General features: G+C 45.4%; 18 protein-coding genes. 10 read left to right on the forward strand and 8 right to left on the reverse strand.

Features of this window, described 5'->3' with window-relative positions; translation table 11 throughout:
- Positions 1-18 precede the first annotated feature (18 nt).
- Positions 19-501, forward strand: coding sequence for a YbaK/EbsC family protein (locus R7M72_RS18965; RefSeq protein WP_318056292.1), 483 nt, complete (start codon positions 19-21; stop codon positions 499-501).
- A gap of 47 nt (positions 502-548) precedes the next feature.
- On the opposite strand, the gene mscS is transcribed toward R7M72_RS18965, so the two are convergent.
- The 5 genes from mscS to R7M72_RS18990 form a co-directional block, all read right to left on the reverse strand.
- On the reverse strand, positions 549-1,415 hold the full coding sequence (gene mscS / locus R7M72_RS18970) for a small-conductance mechanosensitive channel MscS (RefSeq protein ID WP_005380995.1): 867 nt from the start codon (positions 1,413-1,415) through the stop codon (positions 549-551).
- A gap of 424 nt (positions 1,416-1,839) precedes the next feature.
- Positions 1,840-2,916 carry a class II fructose-bisphosphate aldolase gene (gene fbaA / locus R7M72_RS18975; RefSeq protein ID WP_005380996.1) on the reverse strand — a complete coding sequence of 359 codons (1,077 nt, stop codon included), beginning with the start codon at positions 2,914-2,916 and terminating at the stop codon, positions 1,840-1,842.
- Positions 2,917-3,070: 154 nt separating this feature from the next.
- Positions 3,071-4,231 carry a phosphoglycerate kinase gene (locus R7M72_RS18980; protein WP_005384547.1) on the reverse strand — a complete coding sequence of 387 codons (1,161 nt, stop codon included), beginning with the start codon at positions 4,229-4,231 and terminating at the stop codon, positions 3,071-3,073.
- A 151-nt stretch (positions 4,232-4,382) separates the two neighbouring features.
- Positions 4,383-5,420, reverse strand: a complete 1,038-nt coding sequence (gene epd / locus R7M72_RS18985) for an erythrose-4-phosphate dehydrogenase (protein WP_005384545.1) — start codon at positions 5,418-5,420, stop codon at positions 4,383-4,385.
- A gap of 136 nt (positions 5,421-5,556) precedes the next feature.
- On the reverse strand, positions 5,557-7,515 hold the full coding sequence (locus tag R7M72_RS18990; protein WP_054575406.1) for a ligand-gated channel protein: 1,959 nt from the start codon (positions 7,513-7,515) through the stop codon (positions 5,557-5,559).
- Positions 7,516-7,655: 140 nt separating this feature from the next.
- Between R7M72_RS18990 and R7M72_RS18995 the strand changes: the two genes are divergently transcribed.
- Positions 7,656-8,549, forward strand: coding sequence for a LysR family transcriptional regulator (locus R7M72_RS18995; RefSeq protein WP_065274859.1), 894 nt, complete (start codon positions 7,656-7,658; stop codon positions 8,547-8,549).
- Between the two features lie 91 nt (positions 8,550-8,640).
- Here the strand turns inward: R7M72_RS18995 and tkt are convergent, their stop codons facing one another.
- Complete coding sequence (gene tkt / locus R7M72_RS19000) at positions 8,641-10,635, reverse strand: transketolase (RefSeq protein WP_171346186.1); 1,995 nt, start codon at positions 10,633-10,635, stop codon at positions 8,641-8,643.
- 315 nt (positions 10,636-10,950) lie between these two features.
- On the opposite strand from tkt, the gene metK reads away from it, so the two are divergent.
- From metK to ruvX, 8 genes are all read left to right on the forward strand, one after another.
- Positions 10,951-12,105: a methionine adenosyltransferase gene (metK, locus tag R7M72_RS19005; RefSeq protein WP_318056293.1), complete on the forward strand. Its 1,155-nt coding sequence runs from the start codon at positions 10,951-10,953 to the stop codon at positions 12,103-12,105.
- Positions 12,106-12,507: 402 nt separating this feature from the next.
- Positions 12,508-13,305: a DUF2189 domain-containing protein gene (locus R7M72_RS19010; RefSeq protein WP_005381026.1), complete on the forward strand. Its 798-nt coding sequence runs from the start codon at positions 12,508-12,510 to the stop codon at positions 13,303-13,305.
- 68 nt (positions 13,306-13,373) lie between these two features.
- Positions 13,374-13,871 carry a SprT family zinc-dependent metalloprotease gene (locus R7M72_RS19015; RefSeq protein WP_005381025.1) on the forward strand — a complete coding sequence of 166 codons (498 nt, stop codon included), beginning with the start codon at positions 13,374-13,376 and terminating at the stop codon, positions 13,869-13,871.
- A gap of 150 nt (positions 13,872-14,021) precedes the next feature.
- The gene (endA, locus tag R7M72_RS19020) at positions 14,022-14,717 is read left to right on the forward strand and encodes a deoxyribonuclease I (protein WP_053306786.1); all 696 of its coding nucleotides are present in this window, start codon (positions 14,022-14,024) and stop codon (positions 14,715-14,717) included.
- A gap of 113 nt (positions 14,718-14,830) precedes the next feature.
- Positions 14,831-15,562 (forward strand): 16S rRNA (uracil(1498)-N(3))-methyltransferase, encoded by a 732-nt coding sequence (gene rsmE / locus R7M72_RS19025; protein ID WP_017821890.1) that lies wholly within the window; start codon positions 14,831-14,833, stop codon positions 15,560-15,562.
- A gap of 13 nt (positions 15,563-15,575) precedes the next feature.
- Entirely contained in the window at positions 15,576-16,526 is a 951-nt protein-coding gene (gene gshB / locus R7M72_RS19030; RefSeq protein WP_017635580.1) for a glutathione synthase, read from the forward strand.
- Between the two features lie 127 nt (positions 16,527-16,653).
- Entirely contained in the window at positions 16,654-17,217 is a 564-nt protein-coding gene (locus R7M72_RS19035; RefSeq protein ID WP_005381020.1) for a YqgE/AlgH family protein, read from the forward strand.
- Positions 17,218-17,252: 35 nt separating this feature from the next.
- Entirely contained in the window at positions 17,253-17,678 is a 426-nt protein-coding gene (gene ruvX / locus R7M72_RS19040; RefSeq protein ID WP_005381017.1) for a Holliday junction resolvase RuvX, read from the forward strand.
- A gap of 61 nt (positions 17,679-17,739) precedes the next feature.
- On the opposite strand, the gene R7M72_RS19045 is transcribed toward ruvX, so the two are convergent.
- Both R7M72_RS19045 and R7M72_RS19050 read right to left on the reverse strand, forming a co-directional pair.
- Positions 17,740-18,846 carry a PilT/PilU family type 4a pilus ATPase gene (locus R7M72_RS19045; RefSeq protein WP_005381016.1) on the reverse strand — a complete coding sequence of 369 codons (1,107 nt, stop codon included), beginning with the start codon at positions 18,844-18,846 and terminating at the stop codon, positions 17,740-17,742.
- Positions 18,847-18,876: 30 nt separating this feature from the next.
- The gene (locus R7M72_RS19050) at positions 18,877-19,917 is read right to left on the reverse strand and encodes a type IV pilus twitching motility protein PilT (protein ID WP_005381015.1); all 1,041 of its coding nucleotides are present in this window, start codon (positions 19,915-19,917) and stop codon (positions 18,877-18,879) included.
- Positions 19,918-19,921: the final 4 nt, after the last annotated feature.

The following is a 19,921-nucleotide window of genomic DNA, read 5'->3' on the forward strand; positions in this document are numbered from 1 at the left end:
TAGTAAGGCAGCAAAGACATGGAGTCACTAAAACGTATTTATAACAACAATAGAGAGCGAATCAACGCGCTCTCTATTCCTTTTCGGGAATGGCAGCACGAAGCCATCTTAGACTTTGAGACAGATATACGTATTGCGAGAGAGCTTGGTTGGACGGGTACGCATACCAAAAGCCTCTTTTTAACACTCAAAGGACAAGGTTACGCGGTTTATCTGACAGATAAGGACTCGCGCCTCGATGCCAAGCAGATTAAAGCGATTACAGGTAAACGTCCCTCTATTTGTAATGACGATGAAATGGTCGAAGTGTTAGGTTGCGTACCCGGCGCGGTTTGCCCAATAGGCTTACCGGAATACATCACTATCATTGTTGATACCAATCTCTATCAACATCAAGAGTTGCTCTATACGCCTGGCTTACCTGAGTTCACATTTGGATTTGCAGGTAAACATCTAAAACGCCTCTTACTTGCTGGTCATCACACCCTTTACGAAATATAAAAAAGCGAGGCCTATTGGCCTCGCTTTTGAATATCGACTGCTTTTGATTAAGCGTCGACTTTGTTCAGGTGAACATCCATTTGTGGGAATGGAATCTCGATACCATTTTCATCCAATGCTTCTTTAATACCTTGCATTGCATCAAAGTATACGCCCCAGTAATCTGCAGTTTTCACCCATGGACGAACCACAAAGTTAACTGAAGAGTCTGCTAACGTAAGTACACCAATTGTGATATCTGGGTCTTTCAAGATACGTGGATCTTTCTCTAGCGTCTCACGAATCACTTTCTTGGTTAGTTTAAGGTCTGCTTTGTATGAAACACCAATCACTAGGTCGACACGTCGTGTCGCATGGCGAGAGTAGTTAGTAATGGCACCGCCGATAACTGAAGAGTTAGGCACAACAACCATTTTGTTGTCTGGTGTTTTTAGAACTGTTTGGAAGATTTGAATTGCTTCAACACTACCCGCTACACCACCGATTTCTACGTAGTCGCCTGATTTGAATGGACGGAACGCAACAATAAGTACGCCTGCTGCAAAGTTTGATAGTGAACCTTGTAGTGCAAGACCAACAGCAAGACCTGCCGCACCAATCACAGCAACAACAGAAGCGGTTTGAACTCCTAATCGACCAAGAGCCGCGATTAGCACGATTACAAATAGCAAGTAACGAACAAGACCGTGAATAAATTCAACGACGGCCTTATCCATGTTTTTCTTTTCTAGTACTTTAGAAACACTACCAGCGACTGCCTTAACGATAAGATTACCGATAAACAGAATAAGCAGCGCAGAGATAATGTTCACACCGTACTGAACCAGTAGATCTGAATTGTTTGTCAGCCAAGTTTCAGCCTGAGTTAGACCATCCGTTAAAGTGGTATCGATACCCACCGATTCACCTGCCATAATTCTTATCCTCAAAAATAAAGAGATATAAATCCAATTGCCGTTAATTTATGAACCTTGTTTTTTAAAGGCTCTTTTCTAAAACAACATCCCTATTGCTCCACTGAACAGTGTCAGATTTTTGGCACAATATCCCAACTCTGACTTTTTTCAAAGTCAGAGTTTCGCAAAGATATGCAAAACAAGACTTTATCAGAGCTTTCTGACACTGACTTGTTACAGGTTACGCAATGCACTCTGATTTCGCCACTCTTAAGACTGATATTCCCATGTTTTCTTTAAAAAAACGTTAAAGGTGAGATATCTCACTAGCAAATACAACCTAACGCATAAAAATATCGGGAGAAAGCAGCGGGGAAGAAAGTGATAGACATAAAAAAACCCGCTCAGAGAGCGGGTTTTTAAGTAACTTAATCAGTAACGATTATAGTACGTCAACTGCGTTAAGGTCAGCAAATGCTTGCTCTAGACGAGTAACCATTGAAGCTTGGCCTGCACGTAGCCATACGCGTGGATCGTAGTACTTCTTGTTTGGTGCATCTTCACCCGTTGGGTTACCGATCTGACCTTGTAGGTAATCGTGGTTTTCAGCTTCGAACTTACGGATACCATCCCAAGTAGCCCACTGTGTATCAGTATCGATGTTCATTTTGATTACACCGTAGCCGATAGATTCACGGATTTCTTCTAGAGAAGAACCTGAACCGCCGTGGAATACGAAGTTTAGAGAGTTCGCTGGAAGACCGAATTTCTCAGAAACGTGCGCTTGAGAATCACGTAGGATAGTTGGAGTTAGTACAACGTTACCTGGCTTGTATACGCCGTGTACGTTACCGAAAGATGCTGCGATAGTGAAACGGTGGCTGATTGCGCTTAGTTTCTCGTATGCGTATGCAACGTCTTCTGGAGAAGTGTATAGCTCAGACGCATCCATATCAGAGTTGTCAACGCCGTCTTCTTCACCACCAGTACAACCTAGTTCGATTTCTAGAGTCATGTTCATTTTAGCCATGCGCTCTAGGTACTTAGCAGAAATTTCGATGTTCTCTTCTAGAGACTCTTCAGAAAGGTCGATCATGTGAGAAGAGAATAGTGGCTTACCAGTTTGCGCGAAGTACTCTTCACCAGCGTCTAGTAGACCGTCGATCCAAGGAAGTAGTTTCTTAGCTGCGTGGTCAGTGTGTAGGATTACTGGAACACCGTAAGCTTCAGCTACAGCGTGAACGTATTTCGCACCAGCAACAGCACCTAGGATTTGAGCTTCTTGACCTTCAAGTTTTAGACCTTTACCAGCAAAGAAAGCAGCGCCACCGTTAGAGAACTGAACGATAACTGGAGCTTTAACTTTTGCAGCTGCTTCAAGTACTGCGTTTACAGAGTCAGTACCCACACAGTTTACTGCTGGAAGTGCAAAGCTGTTTTCTTTTGCAACTTCAAATACTTTCTGAACGTCATCGCCAGAGATAACACCTGGTTTTACGAAGTCGAAGATCTTAGACATGGATGTAATCCTATTTATCTGTCGTTTTTAAACAAAACTTGTTAAGTTGAAAATCTTGCAAACGTTTGCTCACAACTGAGGCTATTCTAGCAGACTTCCTCACACGTTGCAGCAAACAAGAAAGCGGGAGAATCACTCCCCCGCTTTGCTTTAATTACTTAGCGCGTGCTTCTAGCATTTCTACTGCTGGAAGAACTTTACCTTCTACGAACTCAAGGAAAGCGCCGCCGCCAGTAGAGATGTAAGATACATCCGCTTTGATACCGAACTTGTCGATAGCCGCTAGCGTGTCACCACCACCAGCAACAGAGAAGCCTTCAGAAGCTGCGATAGCTTCAGAGATACCTTTAGTACCTGCTTCGAAGTTCTTGAATTCGAATACGCCTACTGGACCATTCCATAGGATAGTCTTAGCGTTTTTAAGGATTTCAGCTAGTTCAGCAGTTGAATCTGGACCAAGGTCGAAGATCATGTCGTCGTCTTGTACTTCAGAAACGTGCTTGATTTCAGCTTCTGCGTTCTCGTCAAATGCTTTCGCACATGCAACGTCAGTTGCTACTGGAATTGCACACTCGTCCATTAGCTTCTTAGCTGTTTCAACTAGGTCTGCTTCGTATAGAGACTTACCAACGTTGTGGCCAGCAGCTGCGATGAATGTGTTAGCAATACCACCACCAACAACGAGTTGGTCAGCGATTTTAGATAGAGACTCAAGAACCGTTAGCTTAGTAGAAACTTTTGAACCACCTACGATAGCAACCATTGGACGAGCTGGCTTGTCCATTGCTTTGCCTAGCGCTTCTAGTTCGTTTGCTAGTAGAGGACCCGCACATGCTACGTCTGCGTGCATGCCAACGCCGTGAGTAGATGCTTGAGCACGGTGAGCCGTACCGAATGCGTCCATTACGAATACGTCACATAGTGCTGCATATTTCTTAGATAGCTCTTCGTCGTTTTTCTTTTCGCCTTTGTTGAAGCGAACGTTTTCAAGAACAACAAGTTCACCCGCATTTAGCTCTAGGCCATCTAGGTAGTCTTTTGCTAGCTTCACTTCGCAATCTAGTGCGTCGTTTAGGTAGTTAACAACTGGTTGTAGAGAGAACTCTTCAGCGTATTCACCTTCAGTTGGGCGACCTAGGTGAGACGTAACCATTACTTTAGCGCCTGCTTCTAGGCAGTGCTTAATAGTTGGAAGAGATGCGATGATACGTGCATCCGAAGTTACTTTACCGTCTTTTACTGGCACGTTTAGGTCAGCACGGATAAATACACGTTTACCTGCAAGATCCAGGTCAGTCATCTTGATTACAGACATGATGTGTCCTCTCAAATATTTAATAATTAAAGTTTTTGAAAACTCGGCAACCCTGCCAAGCCTGTTAATTCTTCAAACTGGTTATAGATATGGAGATATTATGGATTTATTTCAAGGCTTGAAATAAAAATTCTCCATCACTTCTTCGTCATTACTGTTCCACTTGCGAAGAAGCTTGCATTGCTAAGGCAGTATCCAGCATCCGGTTAGCAAAGCCCCATTCGTTGTCGCACCAAACGAGCATTTTTACGAGTTGCCCGTTACTCACTCTAGTCTGGCTTCCATCCACAATCGCACTATGGGGGTCGTGGTTAAAGTCGATGGAAACGAGTGGCGATTCAGTATAGTCAACAATGTTACGTAATGTACACTGAGATGCGTTAACAATGGTTTGATTTACGTCATTAACTTTCACATTTGTACTAATTGTGACACTTAAATCCATTGCAGTGACGTTAACCGTTGGAACACGAACAGAAATTGCTTCGAATTTGTTGGAAAATTTCGGGAAGATTCTTTCAATCCCCTTATGCAACTTAGTGTCCACCGGAATAATAGATTGGCTTGCAGCGCGGGTACGGCGTAAGTCGTTATGATACGCATCGATTACTTGTTGATCGTTCATGGACGAATGAATTGTCGTAATGGTGCCAGACTCTATGCCGAAGGCTTCGTCTAATACTTTAATGATGGGAACGATACAGTTGGTGGTGCAAGAGCCATTGGAGACAACACGGTGCTCGTCTTTCAGAGTTTCGTGGTTCACGCCATAGATAATCGTATTATCTAGGTCGTTTGCGCCCGGGTGCGAAAACAGTACTTTCTTCGCGCCAGCTTCTATATGCGCTTGCCCATCCGCTTGCGAACCAAATACGCCAGTGCAATCCAAGACGATATCAACTTCTAAATCACGCCAAGGAAGTAATTCGATTTCGGAGAGGTGGAGAATGCGAATGGAATCATATTCACCGCTGTCATGATGAACATGCAAATGTTCTTGGTCATGGGAAATTTTTTTACCAAAGCGACCATGACTGGTGTCATATTGCAGTAGGTGTGCCATCGCCTCTGGCTGTGCTAGTTCGTTTACCGCCACAACCTTGATCTGCTGGTGTTTTCCGCTTTCATACACCGCTCGCAGAACATTACGACCTATACGTCCAAATCCATTGATCGCAACCTTTAGCATTTATCCTTCGCCCTACCAAAAATTTCGTGTCACAGATACTACCTGATCAGGCTGACAAACGCACCTGTTGAATCAAAGTAAAGCAGGATTAAAAAAAGGTCGAGACTATGCTCGACCTTATTACAACGATAGATAATTAAAATGCGACGTCTAAACCTAACCAGTAGCGACGACCATCTTCAATATATCCGTATTCTTCGTAACTGATTTCCTCGTCCAGCAAGTTATAGATAGCGCCTTTAATACGAGTATTGTCGGTTAACTGGTATGTCACACCGGCGTCCACAAAGGTATAAGCTGGCTCTACGATACTGTTTCTTGATGGGCCAGTAACCGGATCCATTTCTTTACCTCGGTACGTGACTTTCGCCCAGCTCTCTAGATCTGTTGTCGTTTGCCAAGTCACATCCACATTAAACAGATGCTTTGGTAACTGCTGCAGCGGCATGCCTTTGTATTCACCTGTTTTTTGCTCTGAGTCGGTAAATGTGTAGCTCGAGCTGAGGTAAATGGTTTCCGTTAATGGCGATGCTAAGGTCGCTTCAATACCTTGTGTGACCGCTTCGTCCACGTTAATGCGGTACGTTGGATCTGCACCCCATTGGTTTGGTCCATCTGTACAGATGGTATCTGGACAAACAACACGTGTGATCTTGTCTTTGAACTCATTATGGAACGCAGTCAAAGAGACATCTAAACCAGAGTCACCTTGATACAAGACACTGATTTCTTTGTTTAGCGACGTTTCAGGGTCAAGGTCTGGGTTACCGTAGATATTACCGCCGCCACTGACTTGCGCCCAACCAGGAGTAATTTCACGTAATTGCGGAGAACGGAAACCTGTTGCCACACCGCCTTTCACCGTCCAAGACGGATCAACTCGCCATACACCGTAAACACGCGGACTAAAGTGCGCGCCATAGTTTTCGTCATGATCTAGACGACCACCAAGCGTAACGCTAAACGGATCAGCGATTCTCCATTCATCTTCAATGAAAACAGCCCACTGCGTATTCGATGTTTCAGTCTTCGATGACGCTTTGTTGGAGGTGAAATCCTCAAGCTCTGCATGAGTAGCGTCCACACCCGTCGTCAACGTATGGTTTCCAATACCAGTCACCAAGCTCGATTTGAACGTGGTGTTGGTGATCGTCATCTCACGAGATTTGTTCTCGCTCTCTTCTCGCTGTAAGTAAGTATCTGAAATGCCAATCGAATCCCAATCACCGTTGTGGCTTACCGTTACGTAATTACGACGATATTCATTCAGTGAATCTTCACACCCTCCACGACACCCAGTGGTCGGCACTGAAAGGCCCACATTGCCACGACGACTTTGTGCCGACGTGCCACCTTCTAATTGTACCGAGTGGCGATCATTAATCTGGTAAGTCAGTTTTGAAGAGATACTCTGCATATCTTTATCTTCATAACCGTATTCGATGTCATCTTCTTCTCTGGTTGTGTACTGACCATATACTTGGAGAGATAAATTTTCAGCCAACGGACCATTAACGAAAAAGTTCGCGCTCTGCTCTCCCCCTGAGCGACTATTCTCTTGTAGTACCGTGCCCAGTTGAACATTACCCGTCCACTCTAGCGCATCTTTTCGTGTGATGACGTTAATCACACCACCAATCGCATCAGAACCGTAAAGCGTCGACATTGGGCCACGAATAACTTCGATTCGCTCAATCGCTTGAAGAGGAGGTAACCAACCTTGTTCGATACCAGGGCCGTCACTATTTGGACGAGTTTCACGCGTACTTTGACGTTTACCATCGACCAGTATCAAAGTGTATTTAGAACCCATACCACGGATACTAATGTCGGTGGTATCACCACCACCTGTCACGACAACACCTGGCACACTTTTTAGTGCATCAGTCACATCGCGGTAATAACGGGAGTCCAACTCCTCACGTGAAATCACACTAATACTTGCAGGCGCGTCCGCTTGAGATTGCTCATAACTTGATGCAGTTACAACCACTGTTTCCATTTTAGAAACTGCATCATTGGCAAAAACATGAGGGACACTGACGAAGGCTAAAATACCAGTTGCGGTAATAACTGGCAGTCTAAGAGTAGACATCTACATCTCCATAATTGATAATGATTATTATTTTCGAAAGTGAATTATTCACAAATAGAATGAGATGCATAGTGAGAGTTATGGAACGGTTCTTTCCATTTATGGAACTCGTACATAACGCAGTAAGGAGTAAAAGAAATATGCACGACTTAGCATCAATTAGAGCCTTTGATGCGCTCAATCAGCATAAAAGTTTGACAGCCGCTGCTAAAGCCCTTAATCAGCCAAAATCAACGCTAAGTCGTCGCTTGGCACAATTAGAAGAAGACTTCGGTCAGGCTCTAACCGCCAGACAAGGTAATCGATTAGTTCTGACAAGAGCTGGAGAAATCTTTGCCCACTACAGCCGCCAGATTCTTGAGTTAAGCGAAGAGAGTTATGATGCACTGCAAGGTTTAACGAACCAAGTTTCAGGGCCACTGCATATTGTTTGTCATACTGCCTTAGTTAGAAGCTGGCTCGGCGGCGTACTCAATCGTTTTCTTGCTGATAATCCCGATGTTAGAGTTCAACTTACCAGTGACTTTTCTGAGGCGCATCATGACCCAGATTTGTTCATCTGGCTCGGTGAACGTAAAGAGCTAGACTGGCGAAAAGAAGTGCTGGGGGTATTTCGCTATACGCCTTTTGCCTCTCCAAATTATCTAAAACAACATGGGCCTATACCGCACCCCAAAGAACTTGAAGCACATCCATGGATCGATTTTGGTTCAGTGCAAGAAAATGGATTGATGCTAGCACACCCTCAACACGGTGAGTTCTTTTTAGAACCCTTTGTTAGTCGCTTATACAGCGACAACATAGCAATGCAAATAGACAGTATCGCGAATGGTCATGGTATTGGACTGCTGCCGACTTGGACAGCATGCGGCTATGAGAAACATCACCCAGGGCGAATCACACCATGCTTAGAAGGTTGGGTTTCTGAGCCTATTTCCATTAACTGCTATACACCAGCAGGACGACCACCACTGCGCTTATCCGTACTTTTAGACTGCATTCACCAAAGCATTCCACAAGGTTGGAAAACCTGACAAAAATAAAAAGGCCATCATAATGATGGCCTTTCTAACTTTAGCATCTAACAGTTGTCGTTTACGTTCGACTGTTTAGATGGTCCTGCAATTACGCTAGCAATTCTTTAGCTGTGTTCACTACGTTTTCAGTCGTGAAGCCAAACATCTCGAATAGCTGACCAGCAGGTGCTGATTCACCGAATGTTGTCATACCGATGATGCGACCGTCGAAGCCTACGTACTTGTACCAGAAATCCGCAATGCCCGCTTCAATAGCGATACGTGCCGTTACGTCTGATGGCAGTACAGATTCACGGTAAGCAGCGTCTTGTTTATCGAATGCATCTGTTGATGGCATTGAAACAACGCGTACTTTCTTGCCTTCTGAAGTTAGTTGCTCAGCGGCTTTCACTGCAAGCTCAACCTCAGAACCTGTTGCGATAAGGATTAGCTCAGGCTTACCTTCGCTATCTTTCAGGATGTAAGCACCTTTCGCGATGTCTGCGACTTGTTCAGCAGTACGCTCTTGTTGCGCTAGGTTTTGACGAGAGAAGATAAGTGCAGTTGGTGCATCTTTACGTTCAATCGCTAGTTTCCATGCAACTGCAGACTCAACTTGGTCACATGGGCGCCATGTGCTCATGTTTGGAGTTACACGTAGAGACGCCATTTGCTCAACAGGTTGGTGAGTTGGGCCATCTTCGCCAAGACCGATCGAATCATGCGTGTAAACTTGGATGTTCTGAATTTTCATCAGCGCAGCCATACGCATTGCGTTACGAGCGTATTCCATGAACATTAGGAATGTTGCGCCGTAAGGAACGAAACCACCGTGCAATGCGATACCGTTGATGATAGCAGTCATACCGAATTCGCGTACACCGTAGTGGATGTAGTTGCCAGAGAAGTCCTCCGTTTCTAGAGACTTAGAACCAGACCACATGGTCAGGTTAGAAGGCGCTAGGTCAGCAGAACCACCCATAAACTCAGGAAGCATTTGACCAAACGCTTCTAGTGCATTTTGCGATGCTTTACGTGATGCAATGTTCGCTGGGTTTGCTTGAAGATCGGCAATGATTTGGTTCGCTTTTTCTTCCCATTGTGCAGGAAGTTCGCCGTTTAGACGACGTTTAAGCTCTGCCGCTTCAGCAGGGTAAGCTGCAGCGTATGCTTCGAATTTTTCATTCCAAGCTGCTTCTTTCGCGGCGCCCGCTTCTTTTGCATCCCACTCAGCGTAAACATCTGCCGGGATCTCAAATGGGCCGTACTCCCAACCTAGGTATTCGCGAGCCGCTTGGATTTCATCGTGACCTAGTGGTGCACCGTGACAGTCGTGCGAACCAGACTTGTTAGGAGAACCGAAACCGATAATTGTTTTGGTACAGATAAGCGTAGGACGTGGGTCCGCTTTTGCTGCTTCAATTGCTGCGTTGATCGCGTCTGAGTCGTGACCATCGACTGCTGGGATTACATGCCAGCCGTACGCTTCAAAACGCTTAGGTGTATCGTCAGAGAACCAACCATCAACGTGACCGTCGATAGAGATGCCGTTGTCATCCCAGAATGCAATCAGCTTGCCTAGACCAAGAGTACCTGCAAGAGAGCATGCTTCATGCGAGATGCCTTCCATTAGACAGCCGTCACCCATGAACACATACGTAAAGTGGTCAACGATATCGTGACCTTCTTTGTTGAACTGTGCCGCTAGTGCTTTCTCTGCGATCGCCATACCAACAGCGTTAGTGATGCCTTGACCTAGAGGACCCGTTGTTGTCTCGATACCAGGCGCGTAGCCGTACTCTGGGTGACCTGGGGTTTTTGAGTGCAATTGACGGAAGTTTTTCAGATCGTCAATAGATAGCTCGTAACCGCTTAAGTGCAGTAGAGAGTAAATAAGCATTGACCCATGACCGTTTGACAGCACAAAGCGATCGCGGTCGGCCCACTCTGGGTTTGAAGGGTTATGGTTTAGGTGAGAGCGCCAAAGAACTTCAGCGATATCAGCCATACCCATTGGTGCGCCTGGGTGGCCTGAGTTAGCTTGTTGAACACCATCCATGCTTAGAGCACGAATTGCATTGGCAAGATGTTTACGAGACGACATGTCTGCTCCTGAGTACATTAAGCGAAACGAAAAGTAGGTCATAATTCTCTCAAAGCCCTGTTGGGTGTGCAAACGTTTTCCAGTCCAAAACCTCACAAATATTGCACCTTTCGCGCCAAATCGTTCGAAGTTCTTAAAATTATCAATAAATCAGGCAAACGTTTGGTTATAACAAAAACCAAAAAAGAGCTTGTAATTCGAGCAATCAAATTTAGAATAGACGTCTAGATGTAGATACACCTACAAAAATTAGTATTAATTTGCGCTGGAGAGTTTATCATTCCCCAGTTTTAAACCAGATATAGTGGAGCTAACATGGCTAAGCACCTGTTTACTTCTGAGTCAGTATCAGAAGGTCATCCAGATAAAATTGCAGACCAGATTTCTGATGCGGTTCTTGACGCGATTCTAGAGCAAGATCCAAAGGCTCGTGTTGCATGTGAGACTTACGTTAAAACCGGTATGGTAATGGTGGGTGGTGAAATCACGACTTCAGCATGGGTAGACATCGAAGAGTTAACTCGTGAAACCGTTCGTGAAATCGGCTACGTACATTCAGATATGGGCTTTGACGCAGATTCTTGTGCGGTACTAAACACAATCGGTAAACAGTCGCCAGATATCAACCAAGGTGTTGATAAAGCTGACCCTAAAGAACAAGGTGCAGGCGACCAAGGCATCATGTTTGGTTACGCTTGTAACGAAACTGAAGTACTAATGCCAGCGCCAATTACTTACTCTCACCGTCTTGTTCAAAAGCAAGCAGAAGTTCGTAAAAACGGCACACTACCTTGGTTGCGTCCTGATGCAAAATCTCAGGTAACATTCCAATACGATCAAGGTAACATCGTTGGTATCGACGCGGTTGTTCTTTCAACTCAACACTGTAACTCAATCTCAACTTCAGACCTGCGTGAAGCGGTAATGGAAGAGATCATTAAGCCAGTGCTACCTTCTGAGTGGATCAACAAAGAAACAAACTTCTTCATTAACCCAACCGGTCGCTTCGTAATCGGTGGGCCTATGGGTGACTGTGGCCTAACTGGTCGTAAGATCATCGTAGATACCTACGGCGGCGCAGCTCGTCACGGTGGCGGTGCGTTTTCTGGTAAAGATCCATCAAAAGTTGACCGTAGTGCAGCATACGCAGCACGCTACGTAGCGAAAAACATCGTAGCGGCAGGCATGGCTGACCGTTGTGAGATCCAACTTTCTTACGCAATCGGTGTTGCTGATCCAACGTCTATCATGGTGGAAACGTTCGGTACTGAGAAAGTATCTCACGACATCATCATTGAAGCGGTTCGTCAATTCTTCGACCTACGTCCATACGGTCTACAAGAAATGCTTAACCTTCTTCAACCTATCTACAAGAAGACAGCGGCTTACGGTCACTTCGGTCGTGAAGAATTCCCGTGGGAAGCGACAGACAAAGCTGCACTTCTACGCGATTTCGCTGGCATCAAATAATCAAGCCAAGCAAGAATCAATCAAGCCCTCGCCTATGGCGGGGGCTTTTTATTTTCAGCAACTTTTATCCAGCCATTTCGGCTCATACCGCCCTGCCCCACAAAGCAGTCCTGTTTCTCCCTCATTTTTATACCGAATAAATTTTAAGCAATTATTTGTAAATTATCCCATCTCCGCCAATAGTTAAAATATTGTTAACTCCAATTTAAATAGAGACGTCGGATGCTGGCGACTGTGGAAGCAACACTTAAGTAAAGACATGAGTCAGGCATCTTTATGGCCGATACCAAACTAAGCCAATGCTCAGATGTAAACTTGAAAAAGTCGCTTCAAGTTTGACTGAACAAAAACCGCTGTCAGTTGGTATAAGCGGATAATGTGGGAATAAATCAAGGAGGAGTTATGCCTCGAACTGTTAATCCATCGGACTTCCACAACAAACGAAAGGAAGTGCCAGACAACGAATACGCCAGAACCATACCGTGCAATACGGTCAATCTTTCTGCACCTTTTCATTGGCTCGCATTAGGTCTGCATGATTTCGTGCGAATGCCGCTTATTAGTGCTTTCTATGGCATCTGTTTTATGGCTGCTGCGATAGGCATTGTTTTGCTCGTACAGTGGCAAGGCACACACTTAGTCGTCATGCCCAGTTTGATTGTTTACATGTTAATCGGTCCGTTTCTCGCGCTGGGCTTGTATGATGCCAGTTGGGAGAGAGAGCGCGGACACAAAGCAAGCTTGTTCCATTCAATGAAAGCGATCGGTCGTAACTCAACATCTCAATGGGCGTTCGCCGTGTTACTCGCAGTGTGTATGATATTTTGGATGCGCATTGCCGCTCTACTTCATGCACTCTACCCTTCTGTTCAAGGGGCACCTTTAAGTGAGTTCCTACCCTTCCTTGTCATCGGCTCTTTAGTTGGCTTTGTTTTGGCTTGTGTGGTGTTTAGCATTTCAGCCTTTTCTATTCCGCTCATGATGGAGCGTCGCGTAGACATGATGACCGCTGTATTTACCAGCTTTAATGCCGTGAAATCCAACATTCCAGCAATGATTGTTTGGGCAGCGATCATCTGCGGCGGTATTCTTATCGGCTTTGCGACCTACGGGATCGGAATGTTGTTTACCATGCCAATTCTAGGCTACGGTACATGGCACGCTTACCATGCCACCATCAAGAAAAAACACACACCATAATTAACTGATGCTATGATCTGGCCCTCGCAAATGCGGGGGCTTTTTTATTTGATTTATCGAGGTGAATTGTGGATATAGAACTCAGCTATAAAGCCAAGCAAGTGATGGCGGGCTGTATCGCGATGGCGGAACAAGCTTTCAAACGTTCTTTCCCGATTCCAACAATCACCTTCGACGTCCGTGGGAAAGCGGCAGGAAAAGCCTACCTTCAATTAAATCAAGTACGCCTAAACCCTGTTTTATTTCGCGAAAACACCCAAGCATTCTTAGATGAAGTCATTCCTCATGAAGTAGCACACCTGATTACTTATCAGGTTTACGGGCGAGTTAGGCCTCACGGTAAAGAATGGAAAGGCGTCATGGAAGCCGTATTTAACGTACCAGCCAAAACCACTCACAGCTTTGAAGTAAAATCCGTTCAAGGTAAAACCTTTGAGTATCGTTGTGGTTGTATGACCTACCCTCTATCGATTCGCCGTCATAATAAAGTGCTGCGCAAAGAGGCGACGTACTCTTGTCAAAAATGTCGCCAACCACTTAACTTCACCGGCATTCAATTATCGTAGCCCTTACCTCATAGTGTTACTTGCGTTCCCAAAATAAAGATCGAGTTGGTCAAAACCTTCCCTTCGCCACTTATTGTTAACTTACTCATCACTAAAGCTATTTTATGCGTGTTATCATGAATAAAGTCATACTTTATAAAGACTTTTATCATGAAATACTTACTCTCTCTGTTGCTTATCGCGCTTTCTAGCACTGCGATTGCCGCGCCACCGAGCTCATTCTCTGCTGCCAAACGTGAGGCGGTCAAAATTTATCAAGACCATCCAACAAGCTTCTACTGTGGCTGTAACATTCAATGGCAAGGCAAGAAAGGCTTACCCGATTTAGCCTCTTGCGGCTACCAAGTCCGTAAACAAGAAAAACGGGCTGCACGAATCGAATGGGAGCACGTTGTTCCTGCGTGGCAATTTGGCCACCAGCGTCAATGCTGGCAAGATGGCGGACGTAAAAACTGTAAGAAAAAAGACAAAACTTTTCGTTTGATGGAAGCAGACTTGCACAACCTAACTCCTGCTATTGGTGAAGTAAACGGTGACCGTTCGAACTACAACTTCAGCCAATGGAACGGTATGGATGGCGTGAGTTATGGTCGCTGTGAGATGCAAGTGAACTTTAAGCAGCGTAAAGTCATGCCACCAGACCGTGCGCGTGGCTCAATTGCTCGTACCTATCTATACATGAGCAAAGAGTACGGTTTCAAACTGTCGAAGCAGCAAACGCAATTAATGAGTGCTTGGAACAAAACCTATCCTGTCGATAAATGGGAATGTGAGCGTGACGAGCGCATTGCAAAAGTACAGGGCAATCACAACCCATTTGTTCAAGAAGCCTGCCGCGCACTGTAACCTCCGACCTCGAAGCGTTTCAATTACTGATATTGAAACGCTTCTTGCCCCTTGTTTTTTCGGTGCAAAGCATCCATGTTAGGGTTTAAGTTTATTCTCTTGCTGGAAATCTCATGCGTACCCCTCGAATTTATCATCCAGAAACCATTCATCAACTTGGCTCACTTGCTTTAAGTGACGACGCAGCAGGCCATATCGGTCGTGTTTTGCGCATGAAAGAAGGCCAAGACGTTCTCCTTTTTGACGGCAGTGGCGCAGAGTTCCCAGCGGTTATCAGTGAAGTCAGCAAGAAATCAGTTTTGGTTAACATCACCGAGCGTGTAGAAAGCAGTATTGAATCCCCTTTAGATCTGCACCTTGGTCAAGTCATTTCACGTGGCGATAAGATGGAGTTCACCATCCAAAAGTCTGTTGAACTTGGCGTCAATACCATCACTCCTCTGATTTCTGAACGTTGTGGTGTCAAGCTTGACCAAAAGCGTTTTGAGAAAAAACTCGCGCAATGGCAGAAAATCGCCATCAGTGCCTGTGAGCAATGTGGGCGTAATGTCGTGCCCGAAATTCGTCCAATTATGAGCTTGGAAGAGTGGTGTAAAGAAGAGTACGATGGTTTAAAGCTTAACCTTCACCCTCGTGCTAAATACTCAATCAACACTTTGCCAACCCCGGTTGAAAAAGTGCGCCTACTGATCGGTCCTGAAGGCGGTTTATCGTCTGAAGAAATCGAGATGACTCGAGAATACCAATTTGAAGAAACGCTACTCGGCCCTCGCGTTCTGCGTACCGAAACAGCGGCTCTGACAGCAATTACAGCCTTACAAGTTCGTTTCGGCGATCTTGGTTAAACGGAGAAAAATAATGATCAAACTCGGTATCGTAATGGACCCAATCTCGTCCATTAACATCAAAAAAGACTCTAGCTTTGCCATGATGCTTGAAGCGCAACGACGCGGCTATGAAATCCACTACATGGAAATGAATGATCTGCATCTCGATCAAGGCGTTGCCATTGCAGATACTAAAGTGGTAGAACTAAAAGAAGATCCAAACGGTTGGTACGAGTTCAAATCAGAGCAAACTATCAAACTGTCTGAGCTAGACGCGGTGCTAATGCGTAAAGATCCTCCGTTTGATACTGAATACATCTACGCGACTTACATCCTTGAGCGTGCAGAAGAACAGGGTGCACTGATCGTTAACAAGCCTCAAAGCTTACGTGATTGTAACGAAAAGCTGTTTACAGCATGGTTCCCAGAGCTGACACCTACAACGATCGTGACGCGAAAAGCAGAAAAAATTAAAGAATTTCGTGAAAAACATGGTGATGTCATCCTGAAACCGCTTGATGGTATGGGTGGCGCGTCCATCTTCCGTGTAAAAGAAAACGATCCAAACGTCTCTGTAATCATCGAGACATTGACTAACCACGGTCAAAACTACGCAATGGCACAAACCTTCGTGCCAGACATCAGCAACGGTGACAAACGTATCCTAGTGGTAGATGGCGAACCTATGCCTTACTGTCTAGCACGCATTCCTGCTAAAGGCGAAACGCGCGGCAACCTAGCCGCTGGTGGTACTGGTGAAGCTCGTCCGCTAAGCGAAACCGACCTCAAAATTGCGCAAACCGTTGCTCCGACACTGAAAGAAAAAGGCCTTATCTTTGTTGGCCTTGACGTAATTGGCGACAAGCTAACAGAAATCAACGTCACCAGCCCAACCTGTATTCGCGAAATTGAAGCAGCTTTTGATATCTCAATCACAGGCAAGCTGATGGATGCGATTGAGCGTCGAGTAAAAGGCGAATAACTCAAACTGTATTACAGTTAATAGAGAGCGTAGTACATTAACTTAAGCAAACTCATGCACATACCTAGATGTAAATTGTATGATGTTTGCTTAAGGGCATTTACGAGAGTTAAGGGTCAGTATGAGTATGAATCTCACAAATCACTTTTTGGTTGCCATGCCTGGGATGAAAGATCCGTACTTTCAAAACAGCGTGATCTACGTTTGTGAGCACAACGAAGACGGCGCTATGGGGCTGATGATCAATGCTCCTGTTGATATCACCGTCGGCAACATGCTCAAGCAGGTGGAAGTTCAGCCAGTACACCCGCGCCTATTTGAAGCCAGTCTAGATAGACCAGTTTATAATGGCGGCCCAATCTCGGAAGATCGTGGCTTTATTTTGCATAAACCCAAAGATTACTACGAGTCCAGCGTCCAAATGACCGATGACCTCGCGGTAACCACTTCGCGTGATATTCTGTCGGTGTTAGGAACAGAAGCAGAACCAAGTGATTACTTAGTGGCACTTGGCTACTCCGGTTGGAGTGCAGGCCAATTAGAAAGTGAGCTGGTCGAAAACTCTTGGCTCACCATTGAAGCGACGCCTGAAATTATCTTTAATACACCAATCAACGAGCGTTGGAAGAAAGCGGTCGAAAAGCTGGGTATCGACCCAAGTCACCTTTCAGCAGACTCTGGACATGCTTAGTCCAAATATACAGTTACATTAGATAGAGACACCTTATGTCACGCACAATTATGGCTTTTGACTTTGGAACCAAAAGCATTGGTAGCGCTATTGGCCAAGAAATTACTGGTACAGCTTCCCCATTAAAAGCCTTTAAAGCCAATGACGGTATTCCAAACTGGGACGATATCGAAAAGCAAATCAAAGAGTGGCAACCAGATTTGCTAGTGGTCGGTTTACCGACCGATCTGCATGGTAAAGACCTTGAGACCATAACCCCTCGTGCACGAAAATTTGCTAAGCGTCTGCAAGGCCGATACGGATTGCCTGTTGAGCTGCATGATGAGCGTTTATCTACTGCAGAAGCTCGTGCGGAGTTGTTCAGCATGGGCGGCTACAAAGCCCTATCGAAAGGTAATGTTGACTGCCAGTCAGCGGTGGTGATTCTAGAAAGCTGGTTTGAAGCCCTTTGGGGTGAGTAAACACTTCAAGCACAATGAAAAAAGGTTGGCTTCTGCCAACCTTTTTTGTTTCTGGATTGGATTAATCCATATCGATCTTAACGTTTGCCAAACTGCCCGTAGAGAATGCTTCACCACGCTGCGTTTTCAACATCAGGCGCAGATCATTCGCTGAGTCGGCACTATGTAGTGCATCCTCTTCGCTGATCTTACCTTGCATCACTAACTTATAAAGAGATTGATCGAACGTCAGCATACCAAACTCATTTGAGCGAGCCATGGTTGACTTCAACTCATGTAAATCTCCGCGACGAATCAAATCCGACACACGTGGACTATTTAGCAAGATCTCAAATACACCATGACGTCCCTGCCCATTTTTATCTCGGATCAGCTGCTGACCAACCACGCCTTTTAGGTTCATCGACAAATCGAACAAGAATTGTTCTTTTTGATCTTTCGGTACCAAGTGAAGAATGCGCTCTAAAGCTTGGTTTGCATTGTTGGCGTGCAACGTTGCCATACACAGGTGACCCGTTTCGGCGAAGGTCATCGCGTATTCCATTGTTTCACGGCTACGGATCTCACCAATCAAAATCATATCTGGTGCTTGGCGCAGCGAGTTTTTAAGCGCAACTTCATAGCTTTCCGTATCTAACCCAACTTCACGTTGAGTCACGATACAGCGCTTGTGTTCATGCACGAACTCGATCGGATCTTCGACCGTCAAAATGTGCCCGGTTTTATTGCTGTTTCGATAGCCTGTCATCGCCGCCATGGTGGTCGATTTACCCGATCCAGTAGCACCGACCACCAGCACCAAACCACGCTTAGCTATCGCCAAATCTTGCAACACTAACGGTAACTTTAACTGCTCAAAAGTAGGAATATTAGTTTCAATACGACGAATCACTGCGCCTGGTAACTCGCGTTGAAAAAAGGCACTCACACGGAAGCGACCACAATCTCTCACAATGGCAAAATTCGACTCGCGACTTTTACGAAATTCCTGACGCCGATCTGGTTCCATAGCGCTGTCGAGTAATGCAGCCACATCACTCTCGGTGAGTTTTTCCCCTTGCGGACGCAATTCGCCATCCACACGAAATAGAATTGGCGCTCCAACCGTGATGTAAAGATCCGACGCTTTCAGCGCCAACATGCCTTCGAGAAATTTATCTAGATCCATCTTCCGTATTCACCATTATCTGTATGAACGTTACGAGAATTGCTGCACTTCTAATCCGATCTTACTATCGACCTCTTCACGAGCAACCATGCCTTGCGCCATTAACTGACGAGCATTTTGCTCCATGGTTTGCATGCCGTGAGCCGCACCTGTTTGAATGATCGAATACATCTGCGCGACTTTGTCTTCGCGGATCAAGTTACGAATCGCAGGCGTTGCCATCATAATTTCATGGCATGCAATACGGCCACCACCATTACGTTTCAATAATTTTTGTGCGATAACCGAACGAAGGGATTCAGAAAGCATCGAGCGCACCATGTCTTTATCGCTGCCAGGGAACACATCGATAATACGGTCAATGGTTTTTGCCGCCGAGCTGGTATGTAACGTGCCGAACACTAAGTGCCCCGTTTCCGCCGCCGTTAACGCAAGGCTGATGGTTTCTTTGTCACGCATCTCACCAACCAGAATGACATCCGGGTCTTCACGCAATGCGCTGCGCAGTGCGTTTTGGAAACTATGGGTGTCACGGTGAACTTCACGCTGGTTGATCAAACATTTATTGTTGTTGTGAACAAATTCAATCGGATCTTCAATTGTGAGTACGTGCTTGTTGTGATTACGGTTAATGTAGTCAACAATGGCTGCTAAGGTCGTCGATTTACCTGAACCTGTTGGGCCAGTGACCAGAACTAAGCCTTTTTCAGCGTTCGCAATTTTTTTGAAGATCTCTGGCGCTTCTAGCTCTTCCAGAGTTGGAATGCTACTTGGAATGGTACGGAATACTGCCGCACAACCGCGAGATTGGTTGAAAGCGTTGACACGGAAACGGCCAACGTTATGCAACTCAAAAGAGAAATCGACTTCGAGTTTTTCTTCGAACTCACTGCGTTGGGCATCGTTCATGATTTCGAAAACCAAACGATGCACTTCTTGGTGTGTAAACGCTGGAATGCCTAGTTTTCTCACATCCCCATCAATACGAACCATTGGTGGGACACCTGCAGAAAGATGTAGATCCGAGGCATTATGTTTTACACTAAAATCCAGTAACTCAGTGATATCCATTTAA

Source organism: Vibrio sp. YT-18 (assembly GCF_033337345.1).
GTDB classification, from domain to species: domain Bacteria; phylum Pseudomonadota; class Gammaproteobacteria; order Enterobacterales; family Vibrionaceae; genus Vibrio; species Vibrio alginolyticus.